Source organism: Campylobacter concisus (assembly GCF_003048675.2).
Lineage (GTDB): Bacteria > Campylobacterota > Campylobacteria > Campylobacterales > Campylobacteraceae > Campylobacter_A > Campylobacter_A concisus_F.
In genome coordinates this window covers 1,238,936-1,258,543 of sequence record NZ_CP060707.1, presented here as the reverse complement: position 1 = coordinate 1,258,543, position 19,608 = coordinate 1,238,936, and the positions used below count along the sequence as shown (strand labels likewise).

The 19,608-nt window shown below is 40.4% G+C and carries 22 protein-coding genes; 16 read left to right on the top strand and 6 right to left on the bottom strand.

The window, feature by feature from the left end:
- The first annotated feature begins 5 nt into the window (after window positions 1-5).
- From CVT00_RS06330 to CVT00_RS06315, 4 genes are read left to right on the top strand one after another with little or no spacing between them, the layout of a single operon-like run.
- Window positions 6-1,085, top strand: coding sequence for a transglutaminase-like domain-containing protein (locus CVT00_RS06330; RefSeq protein ID WP_107914929.1), 1,080 nt, complete (start codon window positions 6-8; stop codon window positions 1,083-1,085).
- Window positions 1,082-1,405, top strand: a complete 324-nt coding sequence (locus CVT00_RS06325; protein WP_009294140.1) for a hypothetical protein — start codon at window positions 1,082-1,084, stop codon at window positions 1,403-1,405. The genes CVT00_RS06330 and CVT00_RS06325 overlap by 4 nt, the downstream gene beginning before the upstream one ends.
- Window positions 1,398-1,655, top strand: a complete 258-nt coding sequence (locus CVT00_RS06320; RefSeq protein ID WP_107914931.1) for a heavy-metal-associated domain-containing protein — start codon at window positions 1,398-1,400, stop codon at window positions 1,653-1,655. The genes CVT00_RS06325 and CVT00_RS06320 overlap by 8 nt, the downstream gene beginning before the upstream one ends.
- A 17-nt stretch (window positions 1,656-1,672) precedes the next feature.
- Window positions 1,673-2,962, top strand: a complete 1,290-nt coding sequence (locus tag CVT00_RS06315; protein ID WP_107914933.1) for a M28 family peptidase — start codon at window positions 1,673-1,675, stop codon at window positions 2,960-2,962.
- 38 nt (window positions 2,963-3,000) lie between these two features.
- On the opposite strand, the gene nth is transcribed toward CVT00_RS06315, so the two are convergent.
- On the bottom strand, window positions 3,001-3,633 hold the full coding sequence (gene nth / locus CVT00_RS06310) for an endonuclease III (RefSeq protein ID WP_107914936.1): 633 nt from the start codon (window positions 3,631-3,633) through the stop codon (window positions 3,001-3,003).
- 94 nt (window positions 3,634-3,727) lie between these two features.
- Between nth and CVT00_RS06305 the strand changes: the two genes are divergently transcribed.
- From CVT00_RS06305 to CVT00_RS06275, 7 genes are all read left to right on the top strand, one after another.
- Entirely contained in the window at window positions 3,728-4,546 is an 819-nt protein-coding gene (locus tag CVT00_RS06305; RefSeq protein WP_009294116.1) for a peptidylprolyl isomerase, read from the top strand.
- Between the two features lie 15 nt (window positions 4,547-4,561).
- Window positions 4,562-5,626, top strand: coding sequence for a class II fructose-bisphosphate aldolase (gene fbaA, locus CVT00_RS06300; protein ID WP_009294115.1), 1,065 nt, complete (start codon window positions 4,562-4,564; stop codon window positions 5,624-5,626).
- Between the two features lie 4 nt (window positions 5,627-5,630).
- On the top strand, window positions 5,631-6,944 hold the full coding sequence (locus tag CVT00_RS06295; protein WP_107914938.1) for a MotA/TolQ/ExbB proton channel family protein: 1,314 nt from the start codon (window positions 5,631-5,633) through the stop codon (window positions 6,942-6,944).
- Window positions 6,941-8,032, top strand: a complete 1,092-nt coding sequence (locus CVT00_RS06290; protein WP_107914940.1) for an OmpA family protein — start codon at window positions 6,941-6,943, stop codon at window positions 8,030-8,032. The genes CVT00_RS06295 and CVT00_RS06290 overlap by 4 nt, the downstream gene beginning before the upstream one ends.
- Window positions 8,025-8,876 (top strand): pyridoxal-phosphate dependent enzyme, encoded by an 852-nt coding sequence (locus CVT00_RS06285; protein ID WP_107914942.1) that lies wholly within the window; start codon window positions 8,025-8,027, stop codon window positions 8,874-8,876. The genes CVT00_RS06290 and CVT00_RS06285 overlap by 8 nt, the downstream gene beginning before the upstream one ends.
- A complete protein-coding gene (gene hisD / locus CVT00_RS06280; RefSeq protein ID WP_107914944.1) occupies window positions 8,873-10,165 on the top strand; it encodes a histidinol dehydrogenase in 1,293 nt (430 codons plus the stop codon). Before CVT00_RS06285 ends, hisD begins: the two co-directional genes overlap by 4 nt.
- Window positions 10,166-10,303: 138 nt before the next feature.
- Entirely contained in the window at window positions 10,304-11,059 is a 756-nt protein-coding gene (locus CVT00_RS06275) for a flagellin (protein ID WP_181000463.1), read from the top strand.
- Between the two features lie 452 nt (window positions 11,060-11,511).
- Here the strand turns inward: CVT00_RS06275 and rpoD are convergent, their stop codons facing one another.
- The gene (rpoD, locus tag CVT00_RS06270; RefSeq protein WP_103557925.1) at window positions 11,512-13,365 is read right to left on the bottom strand and encodes an RNA polymerase sigma factor RpoD; all 1,854 of its coding nucleotides are present in this window, start codon (window positions 13,363-13,365) and stop codon (window positions 11,512-11,514) included.
- Window positions 13,366-13,514: 149 nt separating this feature from the next.
- Here rpoD and CVT00_RS06265 point away from each other — a divergent pair, with 149 nt between their 5' ends.
- Complete coding sequence (locus CVT00_RS06265; protein ID WP_103557926.1) at window positions 13,515-14,324, top strand: flagellar hook-basal body protein; 810 nt, start codon at window positions 13,515-13,517, stop codon at window positions 14,322-14,324.
- 15 nt (window positions 14,325-14,339) lie between these two features.
- Window positions 14,340-15,128, top strand: a complete 789-nt coding sequence (flgG, locus tag CVT00_RS06260) for a flagellar basal-body rod protein FlgG (RefSeq protein WP_002942100.1) — start codon at window positions 14,340-14,342, stop codon at window positions 15,126-15,128.
- Between the two features lie 121 nt (window positions 15,129-15,249).
- Here flgG and CVT00_RS06255 read toward each other — a convergent pair whose 3' ends face one another.
- The 4 genes from CVT00_RS06255 to CVT00_RS06240 all read right to left on the bottom strand — a co-directional run bounded on the left by CVT00_RS06255 (window position 15,250) and on the right by CVT00_RS06240 (window position 17,288).
- On the bottom strand, window positions 15,250-15,993 hold the full coding sequence (locus CVT00_RS06255) for a tetratricopeptide repeat protein (RefSeq protein ID WP_103557927.1): 744 nt from the start codon (window positions 15,991-15,993) through the stop codon (window positions 15,250-15,252).
- Between the two features lie 90 nt (window positions 15,994-16,083).
- A complete protein-coding gene (locus tag CVT00_RS06250) occupies window positions 16,084-16,524 on the bottom strand; it encodes a sel1 repeat family protein (RefSeq protein WP_103557928.1) in 441 nt (146 codons plus the stop codon).
- A gap of 9 nt (window positions 16,525-16,533) precedes the next feature.
- The gene (locus tag CVT00_RS10240) at window positions 16,534-16,719 is read right to left on the bottom strand and encodes a hypothetical protein (RefSeq protein WP_230853732.1); all 186 of its coding nucleotides are present in this window, start codon (window positions 16,717-16,719) and stop codon (window positions 16,534-16,536) included.
- 44 nt (window positions 16,720-16,763) lie between these two features.
- Window positions 16,764-17,288, bottom strand: a complete 525-nt coding sequence (locus tag CVT00_RS06240; RefSeq protein ID WP_430516360.1) for a tetratricopeptide repeat protein — start codon at window positions 17,286-17,288, stop codon at window positions 16,764-16,766.
- 376 nt (window positions 17,289-17,664) lie between these two features.
- Here CVT00_RS06240 and CVT00_RS06235 point away from each other — a divergent pair, with 376 nt between their 5' ends.
- The 3 genes from CVT00_RS06235 to CVT00_RS06225 all read left to right on the top strand — a co-directional run bounded on the left by CVT00_RS06235 (window position 17,665) and on the right by CVT00_RS06225 (window position 19,606).
- Window positions 17,665-18,516, top strand: coding sequence for an MBL fold metallo-hydrolase (locus tag CVT00_RS06235; protein ID WP_107914948.1), 852 nt, complete (start codon window positions 17,665-17,667; stop codon window positions 18,514-18,516).
- 95 nt (window positions 18,517-18,611) lie between these two features.
- The gene (locus CVT00_RS06230; RefSeq protein WP_103558557.1) at window positions 18,612-19,274 is read left to right on the top strand and encodes an AzlC family ABC transporter permease; all 663 of its coding nucleotides are present in this window, start codon (window positions 18,612-18,614) and stop codon (window positions 19,272-19,274) included.
- On the top strand, window positions 19,271-19,606 hold the full coding sequence (locus CVT00_RS06225; protein WP_103558556.1) for a branched-chain amino acid transporter permease: 336 nt from the start codon (window positions 19,271-19,273) through the stop codon (window positions 19,604-19,606). Before CVT00_RS06230 ends, CVT00_RS06225 begins: the two co-directional genes overlap by 4 nt.
- The last annotated feature ends 2 nt before the right edge of the window (window positions 19,607-19,608 follow it).

Sequence of the window (19,608 nt, the reverse complement as noted above, 5' to 3'; positions counted from 1 at the left end):
ATTTTATGCAAAGAAGAGATTTTTTTAAATTCAGTAGTTTTTTAGGTGCAGCAAGTCTGCTTCCAAGTGTCACTCTAGCTAGCGACGAGCCAGCAAACCCAGTAGTTAGAAATTTCGACGTAAATTTTAAACACCAGCTTCTTGAAAAGGGCAAAAACTCAAGAATTTGGTTGCCCCTTCCACTAAGCACCACTTATCAGCAACTAACCCAAGACTACGTCATAAACACAACCGCTAAAAACGTCTATATCTCAGACACGCTAATACCAACAATGTATGGCGAATTTGAAGAAAACGAGCAAAGACCTATTTTAAATATCCAGTTTAAAATTCAAACAACAGAGCGCAACACCGACTTTAGCAAGGTAAATTTCGATCCAAACGAGAAGGTCGATCCTGCTGTTTTGGAGTTTTTAAAACCAACTTCACACATCCCAACTGACGGCGTCGTAAGAGCAAAAGCGCTAGAGATTATCGGCAATACTAAAGGCGATTTGGAGCGCGCAAAAGCGATCTATACGTGGGTTGCAAACACTATGCAGCGTGATAACAGCATCCTTGGATGTGGCACAGGCGACGTTAAAGCGATACTTGAAAGTGGCAAACTAGTTGGCAAATGCACTGACATAAACTCAGTTTTCGTGGGACTTTGCAGATCAGTTGGCATCCCTGCAAGAGAAATTTTTGGTATCAGGGTTGGTCAGTCTAGATTTTCAGATCAGATGGGTAGCGCAAAAGACGGCGTGGCTAAAATTTCAGGCGGACAGCACTGCAGGGCTGAGTTTTATCTAAAAGGCTATGGTTGGATACCGGTTGATCCAGCAGATGTCACAAAGGTAAGACTGGGCGAGAAATTGACAAACGACGACGCTAAGATCGTAGCTGTTAGGGACTATTGCTTTGGCAACTGGGAGATGTGCTGGATAGGCTTTAACTATGGACGCGACTTTATCTTAAAGCCAACTCCAGAGCAAACTCCGCTAAACAACTTTGGCTATCCATACGCTGAGGTTGATGGCAACACACAAAACTACTATTCGCCAAAAGAATTTAGCTACGACTACATCTCAACAGAGCTAAAATGAGAGCCTTTTGGCTGATACTAACATCCATAGGTAGTGCTATCGGCGCTACCTTGTGCTGCTTACCAGCACTTCTTTTCTTGCTTTTTGGCACATCTTTTTCTTTTCTATCTTGGACACAAAATTTATACGAGTACCGCGTCCCTTTAAGCGTCGTGGCCGTTATTTGCTTTGTGATCTCAGGTGTGGCTCTATTTTACAAGCCAAAAAGCTGCAACCTAAGCTATAAAAAGAAAAAATGGATACTTATATATATACTTTTTGGAGTGATTTTGCTTTTACTCCTTACATATCCGGAGCTTTTAGGAGAAATTTATGCGTAAAATTTTAGTTTTAGCCCTTTTGGTGGCTGCAAGCTACGCTGATAAAAAGATAGAAATTTCAGTGCCTAGCATGCACTGTCCGCTTTGCACAGCGATAGTAAGAAAGGCCGCACTTAGCGTTGAGGGCGTAAAAAAGGCAGACGTATCGCTAAAAGAGCGAAAAGCTGTCGTTGTAGCAGATGATAAGGTCGATAAAAAAGAGCTTTTAAAGGCGGTCGATGCGACTGGCTATAAGGGCGAGATAAAATAAATTTAAAGGAGGCAAATATGTCAAAGAGCGAAGTTCTAACGAAATTTGAGACACTTACGACGATACCGCACTGCAGTTATGAGACTGACAAGATGCGTGATTTTTTAGCTGATTTTGCAAGAGATAAGGGCTGTGAAGTCGTGGTCGATAGTTTTGGCAACGTTCATGCATTTAAAGGCAAGCCAAAAATTTGTTTGCAAAGCCACTACGATATGGTCTGCATGGGCGACGCACCAAAGATCGAGATAGTTTATGGCGATGATGGCTATATGAGGGCTAAAAACTCATCTTTAGGCGCGGATAACGGCATAGGCGTGGCTATCATGATGCAGATGATAAGCGAATTTGACGACATTGAGTGCCTCTTTACAAACAACGAAGAGGTCGGCATGGTCGGAGCTGCTGGCTTTAGCGGCGATCTAAAAGCCGATAAGCTTTTAAATTTAGACAGCGAAGAGGACGACCGCGTAACTATCGGCTGCGCTGGCGGTGTAAATTTATTTGCTACTATCTCGCTTAATAGCAAAAAAACAAAAGAGAGCACGCTTTATGAAATAAAAGTGAGCGGCCTACCTGGCGGACACTCTGGCAACGAGATACATAAAAATATCCCAAATGCGATCAAGGTTTTGGCGGCATTTGTTACTAAAAATAGCTGCAAGCTTGTTAAATTTGAAGGTGGCGAGCGAAGCAACTCTATCCCAAGCGGCGCAACTGCACTGGTTTTAAGTGATAAAGAGCTAAAGAGTGAGTGTGAGAATTTAAGCGTGAAAAAGCTTGGCAAGGGGGATGAAATTTTAGAAAACGGCGAGAAAATTTTAGCTCTTATCAACTCATTTTCACAAGGCGTAAGAGCCTATAACTGCGAGCTGGGTATACCACAAGATAGCGTCAATCTCTCACTTGCAAAGATCAAAGATGATGGCACGCTTGAAGTAGAGTTTTTCGCAAGATCAATGAGTAAAGACGGGCTAAACAGAATGGAATTTGAAATTTCAGAGCTTGCAAAAGCGGTTGGTTTTAGCGTCATTTCAAAAGATAGAAACCCAGCTTGGAAGCCAGTTAATGATAAATTTGCAAACGATATCTTAGAAGAGCTTAAAATTTATAAGCCAAATGCAAGGATAACAGCTGTGCATGCTGGCCTTGAATGTGGAGTGCTTTTGGAGAAAAAAGCAGGTCTTAGTGCATGTTCTATTGGACCAAATATCTACTCACCGCACTCTACAAGAGAGCACTGTGAAGTAGCTTCTGCACTTTTTATAGAAAAAGTCGTTCGTGGTATAGTTAAAAAATATAACTCATAAAAAAGTAAAATTTGCTAGAAATTTCTAGCAAATTTTATCTATATCATCTTATCTTTGCTCTTGCAAAGATCGCTTAAAATACACTCAAAACAAAGCGGTTTTTTAGCCTTGCAGGTGTAGCGCCCAAAAAGAACCATAGCTTGATGAAGCTTGCCAAGGTCAGTTTTAAAGGCAAGGCTTAGATCCTCTTCTGTCGCTTCTGTCGTCTTTGCGCTGCTTAAGCCAAGTCTATGTGATACTCTAAAAACATGCGTATCAACGGCCATGACGTTTGCGTTTGTAGCCTCTAAAAGCACGACGTGAGCGGTCTTTTGCCCAACTCCAGCAAGCGCTTTTAGCTTCTCTTCATCAAGCGGAATTTCTCCGTTATAAAGCTCGACCACGCTGTTTGCCATCTTGATCAAATTCAGGGCCTTATTGTTAAAAAAGCTGCATGAGTTTATCATGAGTTTTAAACTGGCTAAATTTGCACTAGCTAGCTCAAAAACATCTTTATACGCCTCAAATAGGGCAGGTGTGATCAAATTTACCCTTTTATCGGTGCACTGAGCTGAGAGCATGACGCAAACAAGTAGTTCATATAAATTTCTAAATTTAAGCTCGCTTTTGGCGTCTTTAAACTCTTCTAAAAGCCTTTTTTTTATCTCTAAAATATCTTTTTTTGTTCTCATTTGGCTATTTTACCTAAAATTGCAAGTTAAACGAAAAGTTACCGCATTATTTGATATAATTTTGCCCATAAAATCAATTTTTTAAAGGATTTATATGAAAAAATTTTTGTTTCCAGCAGTTTTAAGTTTAGCTGCAGCTGTCACTCTAAACGCAGCAGTAGTTGCAACAGTTGATGGCGATGCTATAAATGATAGCGATATCTCAGCACTTTTATCAGCGGCTATGCCAGGTTTTGACGCTAGCAAGCTTCAACCAAATGAGAAAAAACGTATAATCGACGATCTAATCAACAGAAAACTTCTTTTAAAAGACGCAAAAGCGACAGGCATTGAAAAAGATGTTGATTACATCAAGGCTGTAAAAGCTGCACAAGAAGGCATTGCAGTTGAGCTTTATATGAGAAAATTGTTTGACGGCATAAAAGTAAGCGATAGCGATTTAAGAGATTTTTACAACAAAAACAAAGCTAGCATGAACCAACCAGCTCAAGCAAGAGCAAGACATATCTTAGTTGAAGATGAAAAAACAGCAAATGACATCATTGCTCAACTTAAAAATTTAAAAGGCGAGGCGCTAACTAAGAAATTTGCAGAGCTAGCAAGCCAAAAATCAATCGACAAAGGCTCAGCAGCACACGGTGGCGAGCTTGGCTGGTTTGGTCAAAGCCAAATGGTAAAACCTTTTGCAGACGCAGCATTTTCAATGGCTAATGGCACAGTTTCGACTAAGCCAGTTAAAACTCAGTTTGGCTACCATGTTATCTTAAAAGAAGATGGCAAAGCAGCTGGTACTGTAAGCTTTGAGCAAGCAAAACCAGAGATCGAGCAAGCTGTAAAAATGGAGAAATTCCAAGCTGCTGTTAGACAAAAAAGTGAAGCTCTACGCCAAAAAGCAAAGATAGAATACAAATAAAATTTGGAGGATAAAATGGGCGTTTTAGATATCGTAAAACCTGGTGTTTTAAGCGGAGATGATGTAACAAAACTTTATGCTTATGCCAAAGAGCAAGGTTTTGCAATACCTGCTGTAAATGTCGTAGGCAGCGACTCAGTAAATGCTGTTTTAGAGGCAGCGAAGGTTGCTAACTCGCCTGTTATCGTTCAGTTTAGTAATGGCGGTGCAGGTTTTTACGCTGGTAAAGCCTGCGAAAATGCAGCCGTTCTTGGTGCGATCGCTGGAGCAAAGCATGTTCATTTGCTAGCCAAGGCTTATGGCGTGCCAGTCATTTTGCACACTGACCACGCTGCTAGAAAGCTTTTGCCTTGGATAGATGAGCTAGTAAAAGCAAGTCATGAGTATAAAAAAACTCACGGCGTGCCACTTTTTAGCTCTCACATGCTTGATCTTAGCGAAGAGAATATCAACGAAAATTTAAGCACGTGCGAGAAGTATCTAAAAGAGCTTAGCGAGCTTGGCATCAGCCTAGAGATCGAGCTTGGCGTCACTGGTGGCGAAGAAGATGGCGTAGATAACACAAGTGTTGATAACGCACTTCTTTACACTCAGCCAGAGGACGTCGCGCTTGCTTATGAAAGACTAAGTAAGATAAGCGATAAATTTAGCATCGCAGCTAGTTTTGGCAACGTTCATGGTGTCTATAAACCTGGCAATGTCGTGCTAAGACCAGAAATTCTTAAAAACTCACAAGCCTATGTTGCTAAGAAATTTAACACAAAAAGCGACAAGCCAGTAAATTTTGTATTTCACGGCGGAAGTGGCAGCGAGCTAAAAGATATCAAAAATGCTGTAAGTTACGGCGTTATTAAAATGAACATTGACACCGATACTCAGTGGGCTTTCTGGGACGGCGTGCGCGAGTATGAGGCTAAAAATAGAGCATACTTGCAAGGGCAGATCGGCAACCCAGAGGGCGATGATAAGCCAAATAAAAAATACTACGATCCAAGGAAATGGCTAAGAAGTGGCGAGGAGAGCATGGTTAAGCGTCTTCAGACTGCTTTTAGCGACTTAAACTGCCTAAATAGGAACTAATCCTATGCAAAATCAAAATGATTTTAGTGAGCTAAGCGTGCCAAAAGAGCGCCAAGCTCACTCTTTCTTTGTCTTTTTTAAAGTTATCTTTATCCCTTTAGCTATCTACATCTTGGCGATACTAGCCTATCTTGGCGTTATAAATTTTCAGATGAAGCTTCACACCATCGTGATGATGGGCGTTATACTCTTTGTCGCTTTTATATTTTCACGCCATAGCGCCTTAGTAGCTTACTCAAATTTCTTAGCAAATGCCAAAGACTACAAGATAAGGCTAAAAGAATTTATCATCGCTCACCTTTTTGAAATTTCAAGCGTCAAAAAGGCAAACGCTAAATTTGAAGATTTTTTCGAGAGCTATACAAGAAATTTTAGAAATGACAACCTAGCAAACATCGGCCAAGCAGTCTTTCCTATGCTTGGAATTTTGGGTACATTTATCAGTATCGCTATCTCTATGCCAAGCTTTAGCTCAAGCACCGCAAACGGACTTGAAAAAGAGATCGCTATACTGTTAAACGGCGTGGCTACGGCGTTTTATGTATCGATTTACGGCATATTTTTAGCGCTTTGGTGGATGTTTTTTGAAAAGATCGGCATTAGTAAATTTGAGAGATTTTACAGCGAGCAAAAAGAGCTAAGCCGTGAGTTTTTCTGGCAGGAAAATGAGCTAAATGCAAATTTCATGAAGGCAAGTGTGGGCTACTTTAAAGATAGCCACGATGCCTTTAAAATGGTGCTTGACGATAAATTTGTAAAAGAGCTAAGCGAGCAGACAAATGAGAAATTTAACAGCCTAAAAGAGCTTTGCGAGGTTGAGAAAAATATCATCAATCAAAGCAAGGCAGAACTTAGCGCAAGTTTAAAAATGCTAAATGAATCTGGGCTAAAACAAGATGAATTTGTAAAAATCCACTCCGATATATTAAAGGCAGTTGGCGCGTTTTCTAATGCCTTTAAAGATATGGAGGTTAAAATTTTAACCGAGCATGCAAAGCTTGGCGAAATTTTTAGTAGAAATTTAAACGCTACAAAAGAGAGCCAGCTTAAATTCGAGCAGACTATCAAGAGTTTTGATGCCATTTTAAAAGAATTTTCTCTCTCTTTGATGAAAGAGCAAAACGAGGCACTAAAGGCATTTAGAACCTCGCTAGTGGAGAGTGCGACGATATTTAAGGCAGCCTACGAGCAAGAGGGTAGGAGCTTGGAGCGTGAAAAAGAGCGCGAGAGCCTTATCGCTGAGCTTAAGAAGAACATAGACGAGATCGATAAAGAAGCAAATTCTGTAATAGAAAAAATCGAAAATCTAGTGCAATGAAAATAGACAAAAATAACGAGGATCAATCGAGCTTTTGGGTTTCGTACGCAGACTTGATGGCAGGTCTGCTCTTTGTTTTTATGCTGCTAATAGGCGCTGTCGTCGTAAAATACGTCCTAACTCAAAACACTCTTGAAAATAAAGAGCAAGCCATCATCGCAGCACTAGCAAATTTAAAAGACGCCCAGGGTAAGAATTTCACCCTTGAAGAGCTAAATGACGCCCTAAAAAACGAGCTTTCAAAGATAAGCGACGAAAACATAAATTTAAAAAAATCAAATGAAATTTTCATCATCCAAATAGACGCCCTAAAAGAAAAACTAGCCCAGCTTATAGAGGAAAACAAGGACGCAAATGCGAGCATAAAAGAGCTAAATGCCAGCATTTTTGATCTAAATCAAAAGATGATCGTGCTAAATGATGAAATTTCATCAAAAGATAGAGCGCTTAGTGACGCAAATGCAAGCGGCGAGAAAAATTTAGCCAAGATCGCCTTTTTGCTCGAGCAAGTAAGCAAAAAAGAGGCTAGATATGACGAGCTTTTAAGGGATCTAAATGTCACTCGTGACAGGGTCAAAAACCTAACTGGCATAAGGGTAAAAGTGATCTCAGCCTTAAAAGATAGGCTAGGAAATAGCATCGAGATCGACCCAAACTCAGGCGCACTAAAGCTTAGCTCCTCAGTACTTTTTGATAAAGCAAGTGCAGTCTTAAAAGAAGAGGTCAAAGAGGAGCTAAAGGCGACACTTAGTAAGTATTTTGACGTGCTTTTAAATGATAAAGAGATCGCCTCAAACATCGATCAGATCGTCATAGAGGGCTTTACAGATAGCGACGGAAGCTACATTTACAACCTAGAGCTTTCGCAAAAAAGAGCCTATGCCGTGATGGAGTTTATAAACTCATTTAGCGATGATGCGCGCCTTAGAAAGCTGCTTGTCGCAAGTGGCCGAAGCTACAACGAGCTAATTTTCAAAGACGGAGCCGAAGACAAGGACGCTTCAAGGCGCATCGAGATCAAATTTTCACTCTCAAACAAAGAGGCTATCAACGAGATAGAGAAATTTTTGGAGTTTAAGGGTGATTGATAAAATTCGCTTAAGAGGGCGAGAATTTTGGCTTTTAAGGGACGATCTGCTTGGTGAGTTTAACGGCAACAAAGCAAGAAAGCTGGAGTATTTTCTAAAGGCTGATCTTGGCGGCATCAAAGCCATCGTATCTCACGGCTCAAGCCAGTCAAATGCTATGTATAGCCTAAGTCTTTTTGCCAAGCTAAAAGGGCTTAAATTTTACTACGTCGTCTCTCATCTAAGCTCAAATTTAGAGCAAGATCCGGTTGGAAATTTCAAATTTGCACTTGAAAATGGCATGGAAATTTTTGTGAAAGAGGAGCGTGAGAAATTTGCTAAAGAGCTAGCAAAGAGCCAAAATGCGCTCTTTATAAACGAGGGCGTGGCGCAGAGTGAGGCTGAGCTTGGCTTTATCACGCAAGCAAATGAGATCAATGAGTGGAGTAAAAAAAGTGGCATAAGGCCTGATATTTTCTTGCCCTCAGGCACAGGTACAAGCGCATGCTACCTGGCAAAGCACACCGATCTTAGGGTCTTTACTGCTCCTTGCGTAGGGGATAGCGACTATCTAAAAAAGCAAATTTATGAGCTAGATAAAAACAGCAAAGTGCAAATTTTAAATCCGCCAAAGAAGTATCATTTTGGAAATTTATATAAAGAGCTTTATGAAATTTGGCTTGAAGTGTGCAAAAGTGGCGTAGAGTTTGACCTTATTTACGACCCAGTGGGCTTTATGACGCTCTTTGCAAATTTAGACAAGCTTGGGAGCGAAATTTTATATATCCACCAGGGCGGAATTTTAGGTAACATTACACAAAAGCAAAGATATGAGAGAAAACTAAAAATAAAGGATCATAAATGAAATTTTTACACAGCAGCGACGCAGACTTTGAGAGTAAATTTTCGCAGCTTGTTAGACGAAGTGACAATGACATGAGTGCCGTGATGCCAGTGGTTGCAGGCATCATAGACGAGATAAAAAAAGATGGCGATAGCGCGCTTTTTGCCCAGATAAGTAAATTTGATAAATTTAGTGTCACAAGCAAAAACGACATAATAATCGACGTAAAAGAGATGGAAGCGGCCTACAATTCGCTAGATAACGCCCTAAGAGTGGCTCTAAATTTAGCCCACGACAGGATAAAAAGCTATCATGAGCGCACAAAACCAAGCGACTGGACCTACAAGGACGAGCACGACATCTTGCTTGGCGCTAAATACACCCCAGTTGATCGCGCTGGCCTTTATATCCCAGGCGGCAAGGCCGCATACCCTAGCTCGCTTCTCATGAATGCTATCCCAGCAATCGTTGCAGGCGTAAAAGAGATCGTTGTCTGCACTCCAGCGCCAAATGGCAAGGTAAATCCTCTGCTTCTTGCGGCGATGCATCTATGTGGCATCAAAACAGCCTTTAAAATAGGCGGTGCAAGTGCGATCGCAGCGATGGCTTACGGCACAGCGACCGTGCCAAAGGTCGATGTCATCACAGGACCTGGCAACATCTACGTAGCGACTGCTAAAAAGCTAGTTTATGGCGACGTAAATATCGATATGATCGCAGGTCCAAGCGAGATAGGCGTGATCGCTGATGATAGTGCTGACCCTCGCCACATAGCGATCGATCTACTCTCACAAGCCGAACACGACGAGATCGCAAGTGCCTTTTTGATAACGCCAGTGGAGGCCTTTGCAAGGGCAGTGCAAAGACACGTTGAAGATGAGCTAAAAACGCTGAAACGCGAGCCAATCGCAAGTGCTAGCATGAGAAATAAAGCTGCTATCATCGTCGCAAAAGACTTGCAAGAGTGCTTTAAGCTGATGAATGAGCTTGCTGTGGAGCACCTAGAGATCGCTACAAATGACGCTTTGAGCTATATGGACGAGGTAAAACACGCTGGAGCGATATTTTTTGGACACTTCACGCCTGAAGCGATGGGCGACTACATTGCTGGACCAAACCACACCTTGCCAACTGGCGGAAGTGCGAGATTTTACTCGCCGCTTGGAGTTGAAAATTTTATGAAGCGAAGCTCTATCATCTCAGTTAGCAGAAAAGGTATCATGCACCTTGGCAAACCTTGCATGCAGCTAGCCGAAGCCGAAGGATTAACGGCCCATAGAAAATCAATCGCAGTGAGGTTAGAGGACTAAAAATGAAATTTTATTTTAGAAAATTTAAAATTTTCTAAAATCTTTTTAAAAATATTTTTTTCTTTAAGAAATATTTTTGCAACTTTTTATGAAATTTATAGTAAAATCCATCACGAAACTACTAAAAAAGGAGTTGATATGAAGTTAGGAACTTATACTGCAAACCAGGCTTCAGGAAACTATTATTTAGATCAAGCTAAAAATAGCGAGAAAAAGGCGCTAAACGCCATCTCTGCAAATAGCGAGATCAAAGCATCAGGTGCAAATTTGCAAATCGCAGAGAGCTTACTTTCGCAAACAAATGTCCTAAATGAGGGCATGGCAAATGCAAACGATATGATCGGTATGCTTCAGATCGCTGACTCAATGCTTTTAAATTTAAGCGAGAGTGCGGATAAGATCGGCGAGCTATCAAGCAAGCTTTCAAACCCAGCTCTTTCAGCGAACGAGCAAAAGGGCATAAAAGGCGAGATAAATGCGCTTAAAAATGCGATGAGTGACAGCGTAAAAGAGGCTAAATTTAATGGAAAAAACGTTTTTGACGCCGAGCTTGGCTTTTTTACAGGTGAGGGCACAAAAAATATAAATTTAAGTACAAATGCTATTTTAAATGTTAAAGAAGACGGCTCAAATTCTGGCGATATTTTGAAAAATATAAATTCACTTCGCTCTGAGATCGGCTCGACACAAAACGCTGTATTTAAGGGTATGAACGCTCTAGCAGCTAGAAGCGTAGCAAATGCTAATAGCGTAGAGAACCTTGATAGTAGCGACATCGCAAAGAGCTTGGAAGAAAATTTACAAGCAAATTTAAAGCTACATGCTGCCTCTTTAGCTAAAGCTCACGATACTACGAGCTTGGCTGCAAAACTAGATAAACTTCTAGGCGAATAAATTTTTACCGGTCTTGTGCCGGTAAATCTCTCTTTTATTTTTGATGCTTTACTTTTTGATTTTAGAATATATGTTCAAATCAAGAATTTGATATTTCTCGTTTGAAATTTTATAGCAAGCGTGCCCTCAAAACGAAGGTTAAGTTAATTATGCTTTAAGATGATAGTCATATGCAATGTTTAAAACAATTTTTATGTATAGATGCTATAAATTTTTCAAAGAGAAAGTCTTTTAAAGGGTATAGACGCTAATAATTTACCAAAAGAAAAGAGCTGTCTAAATAAGAGTATATATATGCCAAAATAGGGTATAGACACATACAAAAACATTAAATTACTTACCAGCCTTTTTCACGCTTCGGTTGCAAAATAACTTAATTATAGACTAGTATATAAATTTGATTTTAGAAATTTAAAGAGTTTAGATGCGGACGCCCAAAAGGGCAGGGCTTGTTAGCCCTCGATGTAGTTTTTGAGTTTTCTACCAACTTTTGGGTGTTTTAGTTTTTTGATGGCTGAGCTTTCTATCTGGCGGACGCGCTCACGAGTGACGTTTAGTGCCTTACCGATCTCTTCAAGTGTGCGGTCGCTCTCATCTTCAAGCAAGCCAAATCTCATCGAAATAACCGCCTTCTCACGCTCATTTAGCTGAGAGAGCACATCGTCGATTTGCTCTCTAAGGTCACTTTTTAAAATTTGATCTATCGGTGATAGCGAAGTTTTGTCTTCAACAAAATCTCCAAATTTACCGTCTTCTTCGTTTGCGATAGGAGCTTCAAGGCTGATAGGCTCTTTTGTGATCTTGATCACCTGTTTTACCTTATCAACGCTTAGTCCGACCTCTTTTGCGATGACGCTTACATCAGGCTCTTTTCCCTCTTCTTGGAGGTATTTGCGGTTGATTTTGTTGATACGGTTTATCGTCTCTATCATGTGGATAGGTATCCTGATCGTCCTTGCCTGATCGGCGATCGCACGTGAGATAGCCTGGCGGATCCACCATGTGGCGTAGGTTGAAAATTTATAGCCTTTTCTATATTCAAATTTATCAACCGCCTTCATAAGGCCGATGTTACCCTCTTGGATGAGGTCAAGAAACGGCAAGCCCCTGTTTGTGTAGCGTTTTGCGATACTTACAACTAGACGGAGGTTTGACTTGGCCATTCTAGCTTTTGCTTCGTCTGAAATTTTCTTTCCACGTTTGATCTGCTCTAAAATTTCTTTTAGCCTTGCTGGCTCAAGGTCAAAGCCTTGTTTGCTCGCCTCTTTTGTCGTAAAAAGCTTTTTGATCTCGACATAGGTTGAGACCATCGTAGCCTCTGGCACGCGAGCTGCGATCTCTTCTTTGCTAAGTTTGATGATATCTTTTAAGATGCTTTTGTGATTTTTCTTTAGCTCGTCACTAAACATCGGTAAGCGATACTCCAAGCGTTTTAGCTCTCTGTCAAATTCATCGTCGCTTTTAAGAGCTGTCTCCATTGATTTTACGATCTCGCTGATTAGCTTACTTGTTGGGCCAAGATCCATCAGCTTCTCTTTTAAAATTTTCTTTTTAAACGCAAGCGTCATCTTTGAAGCTGTGTCGTCGCTTTCTACTTTATCTTGCTTGTTTGCAGTCTTTAGCCACTCTTTTTTAGCCTTTTCAAGAGCTTTAAAGCTCTCTATAACTTTTTCTGCGCGCTTGTCGTTTTTGGCTGATTTTTTAGGAGCTTCGTTCTCTTCGTTCTCCTCATCCTCTTCGTCTATATCCTCTTCGCCATCTTCATTTTCATTTTCGCTCTCGTCTTCAAAGCTTTTAAAAAGCTCTTTTACGCGGCGTTCTCTATTGATAAGTGGCTCTTTATAGTCAAGTATGAAATCGATCAAAAACGGCACCGAGCAAAATGCATCGATGATGATATCTTCGCCAAGCTCGATCCTCTTGCTGATCTCTACCTCTTCTTCTTTTGTAAGAAGTGCGATCTGGCCCATCTCTCTTAGATACATCCTTACTGGACTATCTGATCTTGACCACTCTAAAAGGTCGCTCTCGCCTGAAAGATCGAGATCCTCGTCGATATCTTGATCACTTTTTTGAGCATTTTCTTGACGTTTTTTGGCGTCAGCTAAATTTCTAAGCTTTGCAGCCTCAGCAGATGTGATGAGCTGGACTTTGTTTGTTTTTGCGAGTTGTTCTATCTTCTTTACTATCGTAGCCGTCGGAGCTTTGTCTAATAATTTTACTAATTTTTCGTATGTCAAAAAGCCTTTTGCATTTTCAACAAAAAGCTCTTCTATCTGAGAAAAAGAGTCTTTTGCGGCGCTCATAAATTTCCTTTCAAATCGTATCATTGTGATTTAAGTATTGGTTAAAAGAAAGTGGATTATACCCAAAATTTTTTAAATGTCTATAAAAAGAAAGTTGGAACGATGATTGCTTAGTAGCTATAAAAATCAAATTTTGATTAGGAAAATTTATGCAAAATGGTTATTATCAAGCCACTGCTGGCATGGTAACGCAGTTTAACAGACTAAATGTCATCTCAAACAACCTTGCAAATGTAAATACGATCGGCTACAAACGAAACGACGTAGTCATCGGCGACTTTGCGAGAATTTTTAAAGAGACGCAAGATGAGCTCCCACTTAAAAATCACACAAAAGACGGAGCTAAATTTCTAAACAGAACGCTTGATCGCGTGCCACAAGTGAGCGGAGAATACACCGACTTTAGCGCTGGTGGCTTTAAATACAGCTCAAATACGCTTGACTTTGCGATAAAAAGAGAGGACGCATTTTTCTTAGTAGATACTCCAAATGGCGTAAAACTAAGCAAAAATGGCTCTTTTAGCCTTGATGCGGACGGATATATCGTCACAAAAGAGGGTTATAGGGTGCTACCAAGTGGCTATGAGGCGCAAAATCCAGGTCAAAGAGGCATCCAAGTGCCACAAGGCGAGGTTTTGACGGTTGATAAAAATGGAAATTTATACTCAAATAACAATCAATTTTCTAAATTTTACATCGCTCAGCCAAGAGAGATAAGGGATCTAAAAAAGGTCGGCGACAATCTCTTTGAGAGTAGAAATTTTGACGACATAACCGAGCTTGATGAAGCTGATAGCGTGATGCAAGGCTACGCTCAGATGTCAAATGTAAATCCAGTCTTAGAAATGGTGGGTCTAATAGAAACCCAACGCTTAGTTGATATGTATCAAAAGGTTATGACAAGCCACATGACTGACCTTAACCAAGATGCTGTTCAAAAACTAGCCCTAAAAGCTTAATAAAAGGATAAAACTATGATGAGATCACTTTACACTGCGGCCACTGGCATGATCGCCGAGCAGACGCAGATAGACGTAACCTCACACAACATCGCAAACGTAAATACTTATGGATATAAGAAAAATAGAGCTGAATTTGCCGATCTTATGTATCAAGTCATGGAGTACGCAGGCACTGCTACAAGCCAGACTACTACAAGCCCGACAGGTATCGAAGTAGGCCTTGGCGTGCGCCCAACAGCGATAAACAAAATTTTCTCTCAGGGTTATTTTAAAGAGACTAGCAACAACCTAGATATGGTCATAGCTGGCAACGGTTTTTTTCAAATTCAACTCCCTGATGGCACGACAGCTTATACTAGAAACGGCGCATTTAAGCTTGATGCAAACGGCACGATCGTAAATAGCGACGGCTATCAGCTCATCCCTCAGATCACAGTCCCTGCAAATGCGACGCAAATTTCAATAGGCACAGACGGCACCGTCTCAGTTTTGCAGGCTGGCGAAACCGACATGGCTCAGATAGGTCAGATCGAGCTAGCAAATTTCATAAACCCAGCCGGTCTTCACTCAATGGGCGATAACAACTACCTTCAAACAAGCGCTAGTGGCGACGTGGTGGTGGGTGTGGCTGGCCTTGACGGACTTGGCACCATTAGACAAGGCTTTGTCGAGATGAGTAACGTTCAGCTTGTTGAGGAGATGACTGATCTTATCACAGGTCAGCGCGCATACGAGGCAAACTCAAAGGCGATAACTACGAGTGATTCGATGTTAGAGATAGTAAATGGACTTAAAAGGTAGGTAGTATGGACGCGACTTTGGCTATTGTTGGACTTATACTCGTTGCTTTTACGCTTGATGTTTTTTACTTTTCAGATAGGACCCCAAAGGGCAAGGGTCCCAAAAGTCAGGTGCATTAAATTTATAGGCCATTGTAAATTTGGCAGTCTTCGTCGTTACCTAGCTCGCAGGACTTGCCAAAGTACTTTTTGGCTAAATTTTTATCGCCTTTTTCTTCAAAGTAAATAACTCCAAGGTTATGACAACCATCCCCAAAGTCCATTTCGCAAGCTTTTATAAAGAGTTTGCTAGCTCTTTTTTGATCTTTTTCTACATATTTTCCGCTATGAAGCATCATGCCAAGGCTATTGCAGCCTGCTGGTGCGTCTAGATCGCAGCTCTTTTCAAAGAGCTCTTTTGCCTTTTTGGCGTCTTGCTTTACGCCATTTCCGTCATAGTATAAAAGCCCAAGGCCGTAGTATCCGTCGCTATCTTTTAACTCGCAAGCTCTTAAAAATAGCTCTTTTGACTTTTGATAGTTTTTATCTAACGTATAGACAAAGCCAAGTCTAGCACAGCCAAAACCGTCATTTAGCTCGCAGCCCTTTTGGTAAAATTTGGCTGCATTTTTGTTATTTACATCTTTTATGTAGTCCATGTCATAAAGCACGCCCACGCTACTGCAAGCACTTGCGTGTTTTAGCTCGCAAGCTTTTTTGTAAAACTCGCCCGCTTTTTGGTAGTTTTTGCTCTCTTGATAGATAGAGCCAAGCTCGTAGCAGCTTGTGGCGTCAGCCTTTTCGCACTTTGTCTCAAGCACTTTTTGGTCTAAATTTACACTCCACAAAAGAGCTGTAGAAGATAAAAGTAAAACGATCTTTTTCATTGCCTGCCTTTTTAAAAATTTAAATAAGTTTAGATAAAAAGGTCTAAATTTATAGTAAATATATTCTCATTATCGTTTAGGATGTGAAATTTAATACCCAAGCTTATCTAATAAATTTCTCATATCACAGCCCTTTTTAAAACCTAGCTCGCATGATCTTTGAAAGTAGCTTTTGGCAGTCGTTTTATCCTCTTTTTTGCCGTTATCTAAAAGCGCGTAGTTTAAAAATCTTGCATATCTATTTAATATGATAGTTTGATTAAGCTCGCTACCCACGTCGTTGTAGCCATTTAGATAGATGAGCGCAGCGCTGTAGCAACCCTCTTTCATATCATTTTCGCAAGCTAGTAAAAATATCTCTTTTAGCTTTTTGAAATCTTTATCATCGCTTGAAGAGTTATAAATTTTTGTAGCGGCCTTGTAACAGCTCGTTAAATTTGCTCTTATGTCGCCCTCGCTTTGGCACATCTCATCTAAATTTTCTGCATTTAGAAGCAAAAAGAGAGATAAAAACAAAATTAGCTTTTTCATAAACGCTCTTTAGTGAAAATCTCTAACTATCTCGCAAGCCTCTTTAAGGCCTAGCTTGCAAGCTTTGTTAAGCTCTTTTTTTGACAGCTTTTTATCCTTTTTTGTGCCTATACCATGATAGTAAAAGTATGCAAGATGTTTGCACCCACTTGCGCTATCTAGCCTGCACGCTTTGTTGTAGTATCTAAACGCCACTTCATCGTCTTTTTCTACGCCAAGAGCGTCGTCATAAAGGCTGGCTAGGTTATTGCAAGCATCGGCAAAGTCAAGCTTGCAAGCTTTAAAATAGAGCTTGCTAGCCTTTTCATACTCTTTTGCTCTTGATACAAGCTCGCTAGGTTGCAGCAAGAGATGCTAAAGTCGCCATCACAAGCCTTTTTGTAAAGCTTTACCGCTTCTTTGTAGTCGCGCTTTACGCCAGGCGTGTTGTGGTATAAAACCGCTAGGTTGTAGCATCCTTCATAGAAATTTTGCTCGCAAACTTCTTTGTAAATTTTAGCAGCCTTTTTGTAGTCTCTTTTTACGCCGCCGCCGTTATTATATAAAACTGCGACGTTAAAACAGCTTTGTATAAAAGCTAGATCGCAGCCTTTTTTAAAAGCTTCTAAAGCCATTTTGTGATCTTTCATCTCTTGATACTCAACACCAAGGTTGTGGCAGGCAAATTTGTTATTTTCATCGCAAGTTCTGTTAAGGATTTCTAGTGATTTTGTCGCGTCTTTTTTTACGCCAAGTCCGCTTTTGTAAAACTCAGCCAGATAGATGCATGCGTCTAAATTTTTAACCTCGCACTCACTTTTGTAAATTCCAAATAGCCTTTTATACTCATCATCACTATATTTGCGGCTAAAATCAATGCAGTTATCCTCGATATTGCAGCTATTTGCTTGAGGGATTTTGATCTTTGGATTTGTTGTTAAGGCTATTAAATTTAGTGTTAAAAAAATATTAGTAAAACTATCTTTTTCATAGAAATTTTTCTTTATAAATTTTGTTGTTATTTTATAAAAATTTAGTTTTAAAATGCGAAAAGGTCATTAAATTTATAAGAACAAAATCTATTCTTTAAATTTAACTCTTTTAAATATATTTTTAGCCTTTTTTGGTATTTTTAGTTAGTAAATTTTACAAGGAGAAATAATGAAAATAAACAAAATTTTATTTTTAATCGCCCTATTTTTGGGCTTTAGCGCGGCAAACGCACAAGACAGCTTTCAGCATATCAGAAACGCTACCGCAAAGATAAACTATGCGGGAGTGAACTTTCTGCTCGACCCGTATCTTGCACCAAAGGGTAAATATCCTGGCTTTGAGGGGACGCTAAACTCACACCTTAGAAATCCTTTGATAGAACTTCCTATGGATGCAAAAGAGGTGTATAAGGGCGTCGATGCGATCATCGTTACGCACACGCATCCTGATCACTGGGATGAGGTCGCGGCTGAAATTTTACCTAAAAATATCGTTATCTTTGCTCAGCATAACGATGATGCGGCGCTAATCAAAAAGCAAGGCTTTAAAGACGTAAGAGTGCTAGACGAATCGGCTGAATTTAAAGGAGTGAAACTATATAAAGCAGGCGGCGCTCACGGCACAGCAGAGATGTATGAAAATAAGCAGCTTGGTGCTATTTTGGGCGATGCGATGGGTGTAGTGTTTGAAGCCAAGGGGCATAAAACTCTTTACGTCATGGGCGATACGCTTTGGACTGCGGACGTAAATAAGGCTCTAAACAAATTTAATCCTAGCGTGGTCGTGATGAATACGGGCGACGCTCGCGTGCTAGCATTTCCTGACAACGGTATCATAATGGGCAAAGCCGACGTAGCTCACGCCGCAAAAGTTCTTAACGGCGCGACTATCATTGCAGTGCATATGGACGCCGTAAATCACACAAGTGTAAGCCGTAAAGATCTTCGTGAATTTGTTAAAAAAGAAGGCATAGAGAGTAAGATCACTATCCCAAATGACGGCGAAATCATCAAATTTTAATCTCAAATTTTACCCTACAAGGCTAGAATTTCTAGCCTTTATCCTAAAATTTTTAAATTTTTGCTAATATTTCGGCTTTTTTATGAAGGTGAAATTTGACATTTAACTACGTTTTTAAACTATCCATTCCTATCTTTATGGGCTATTTTCCGCTTGGTGTCGCCTTTGGCGTGCTGGCAAAGAGCATGGGAGTGAGCGCATTTATAGCTATGGCGCTTAGCATGCTTGGATACGGCGGAGCAGCGCAGTTTATGATGCTTTCGCTCTTTAGTGTTGGCACGAGCTACGTTGAAGTCTTTATCGTGAGCTATCTTGTAAATTTGCGTCACACTTTTTATGGGATTTCACTTTTAAAAGAGTATAGCGGGATCAAATTTAAGCTCTTAAACATCGCTTTGCTAACAGATGAGACCTTTGCGATATTTAAAAATTTGGGGCTAAAAGAGGCTAGTGATCGAAGTTTTGTCTTTACCTGGCTAAATATCCTATCTTGGTCATACTGGGCGGCTGGGACGCTTCTTGGAGCGATACTTGGTGACTTTATCAAGGCCGATACAAGGGGGCTTGAGTTTAGTTTGACCTCGCTTTTTATAGTGATCGTCATCGAGATGTTTAAAAATGATAAAAACTACCGCGTGCTCTTTGCGGCGGTCTTTTTTGGCGTGCTTGGAGTGAGCCTATTTCCAGCTAAATTTGTGCTGGTTGGCTCGATGGCGCTTTGTTTTGTATTTTTGCTTTTGTTTAAGGATAAAATTTGATAAGTGTAAGCTCAAGTGAAATGGTGCTTTTTGTGGCGGTGCTTTTAAGCGCCTTGGCTACTTTTATAACGAGGGCGACGCCATTTTATGCGTTAAGAAACTATAAGTCAAATCCTTATTTAGACGCCATTGAGAAGCACATGGGTATGATGATAATGGTCGTTTTGGTCTGCTACGGGCTAAAAGATACAAAATTTAGCGAGTTTCCATACGGCTTAAGCGAGATAGTGGCGGTTTTTACGGCTGTTTTGGTGCATTTGAAATTTAAAAATGCCCTTCTTAGCATAGTCGTTTCAACTGGAATTTATATGCTTTTGATAAGAATTTTTTAAAT